The 2,258-nt window shown below is 68.4% G+C and carries 2 protein-coding genes, 1 tRNA gene and 1 pseudogene; 2 read left to right on the forward strand and 2 right to left on the reverse strand.

Going from position 1 to position 2,258, the window contains the following annotated elements; all coding sequences use genetic code 11:
• Positions 1–458, reverse strand: a pseudogene (locus VNT50_RS12560) (CpaF family protein); the annotation flags it as partial.
• Positions 459–611: 153 nt separating this feature from the next.
• On the opposite strand from VNT50_RS12560, the gene VNT50_RS12565 reads away from it, so the two are divergent.
• Both VNT50_RS12565 and VNT50_RS12570 read left to right on the forward strand, forming a co-directional pair.
• Positions 612–693, forward strand: a tRNA-Leu gene (locus VNT50_RS12565).
• A 66-nt stretch (positions 694–759) separates the two neighbouring features.
• Positions 760–1,545 carry a DedA family protein gene (locus tag VNT50_RS12570; RefSeq protein ID WP_325485454.1) on the forward strand — a complete coding sequence of 262 codons (786 nt, stop codon included), beginning with the start codon at positions 760–762 and terminating at the stop codon, positions 1,543–1,545.
• Between the two features lie 42 nt (positions 1,546–1,587).
• On the opposite strand, the gene ku is transcribed toward VNT50_RS12570, so the two are convergent.
• Positions 1,588–2,258 (reverse strand): non-homologous end joining protein Ku (gene ku / locus VNT50_RS12575; protein ID WP_325485455.1); only part of this gene is annotated, 671 nt, incomplete at its 5' end.

Here is a 2,258-nt window from a genome sequence, read left to right on the forward strand (position 1 = left end):
GGGATGACCACGTGCAGGCGGCTGCCGTCGGGCATCGAGGCGTCGACGAACGGCTGACTCAGATCGACGCGCCGACCCGAGGCGTGCAGCATCCGCTCGACGAGGTCGCGGATCGCCGTGTCGGTGAGCGTGAGCGGCGTACGCTCGGCCACTCCCCCGCGCGCGACGAAGATGCGGTCGGGGGCATTGATCCAGAGCTCCTCGACGCTCGGGTCGTCGAGGTAGGCCTGCAGCGGTCCATAGCCCGAGACCGCGGCCAGCACCTCCCGCACGCACCGGGCCTCGTCATCCACCGGCGCCAGCCCGCGCGCGAGCGCATAGTCGTTGTGCCTCTGCACCTCGGCGCGCGCGATCTGGGCCGCACGCTCGGGGCTGCGGGCCGGATCGGCCTGCTCCGCCCGCAGGCGATCGCGCACGCGTTCGGCGACGGTTGCGGCGACAGGACTCACGCGGTCGATCCTGACAAATCCCTGGGTCACGGGTCTGAAGTTATCCACAGGCGTCGTCGCCGGACGACCCGGGGAAGGGTTTCCGTGGCTGAAACCCCGTCGGCATCCGGGGGGCGTCCCCCGCAGGTGATGCTCAGGCCCGTCGGTAGACTTGACCCACCCGCGGGAGTGGTGAAATTGGCAGACACGCAGGATTTAGGTTCCTGTGCCTTCGGGCGTGTGGGTTCAAGTCCCACCTTCCGCACGGCCCGACGGCGCGCCATCATTCGACTGCCGACCGCCGCACCCATATCGACGGGAACCGACACACGTGCACAATATCGCCCTGATCCCCTGGCTCGACCCCGCTGCGATCATCGAGTGGGCCGGCCCCTGGGCCCTGTTCGTGGTCTGCTTCATCGTCTTCGCCGAGACCGGGTTGCTCATCGGCTTCCTGCTGCCGGGCGACACGCTGCTCGTGATCGCCGGCCTGCTCTCGCACTCGACGGCGGTCGCTCCGAACGGCGTCTTCGGTCTCAACGTGTGGTGGGTGGCGCTGCTGATCGGCCTGTCCGCCTTCATCGGCGGCGAAGTCGGCTACTTCATCGGCCATAAGGCCGGCCCCGCGGTCTTCGAGCGCAAGGAATCGGGCCTGTTCAGCGTCAAGAACGTGGAGCGCACGAACGCGTTCTTCGAGCGGTTCGGCGGGCTCACGATCATCCTCGCCCGCTTCGTGCCGATCGTGCGCACCTTCGCACCCGTCGCCGCCGGCGTCGGTCACATGCACAAGGGCAAGTACACGCTCTACAACCTGATCGGCGCCGTACTCTGGGGCTTCGGCCTCACGATGTTCGGCTACGCCATCGGCTACATCCCGTGGGTGCGCGACATCGTCACGGAGTACATCGACGTGATCCTGCTCGTCGCCGTCGGCGGCACGGCCGTCATCACGCTCTGGCACTACTTCAGCGAGCGGCGCAAGGCGAAGAAGGCCGCCGCCGCGGGCGTGGATGTCGTGACCGATGCCGTCGAGGCGCAGCAGCTCGTGCTCGACCCCGAGGTCTTCGAGCACGGCCACCACGGCGATGCCGGGTCGGACTCGCGGCCCCCGGTCTAGGACGAGCGCCGGGTCGGGACGCCCTCCGGTCAGGACGCCGGGCTAGGACGCCTTCGCGGTCTTCTTCTTCGCCGCCGGCTTCGCGGCGGAAGCTGCGGGGGTCTTCGCCGGGGCCTTCTTAGCCGCCGGTTTCTTGGCCGCCGGTTTCTGGGCCGCCGAGCCGGCATCCTTCTTCTCGGATGTCTCCCCGCGCGCCGCGCGCGAACGCTCCACGCTCGCCCGCAGGGCCTCCATGAGATCGATGACCTCTCCGCCGGTCTCTTCGTCTTCGCGGTCGCCGAACGTGGCCGCGGTATCGAGCGCGTCACCCTGCTCGAGCTTCGCGTCGATCAGGGTGCGCAGCTCGGCCTGGTACTCGTCGACGAATTCGTCGGGGGTGAACTCGCTCGAGAAGCTGTCGACGAGGGATGCCGAGAGCTCGAGCTCCTTCGACGAGATCCGGACCGACTCATCCAGGGCGGGGAACGCGGCCTCGCGCACCTCGTCGGCCCACAGGAGCGTCTGCAGCATCAGCACGTCTCCGCGCACGCGGAGGGCCGCGAGGCGGGTCTTCTGACGCAGCGAGAAGCGCACGATGGCCGTGCGGTCGGTCTGCTCCAGCGTCTTACGCAGAAGCACATAGGCCTTGGGAGATGCCGAGTCGGGCTCGAGGTAGTACGCGCGGTCGAACATGATCGGATCGACCTGGTCGCTCGGCACGAACTCGACCACAT

It is taken from the genome of Microbacterium sp. (genome assembly GCF_035554235.1).
Classification (GTDB): Bacteria; Actinomycetota; Actinomycetes; order Actinomycetales; family Microbacteriaceae; genus Microbacterium.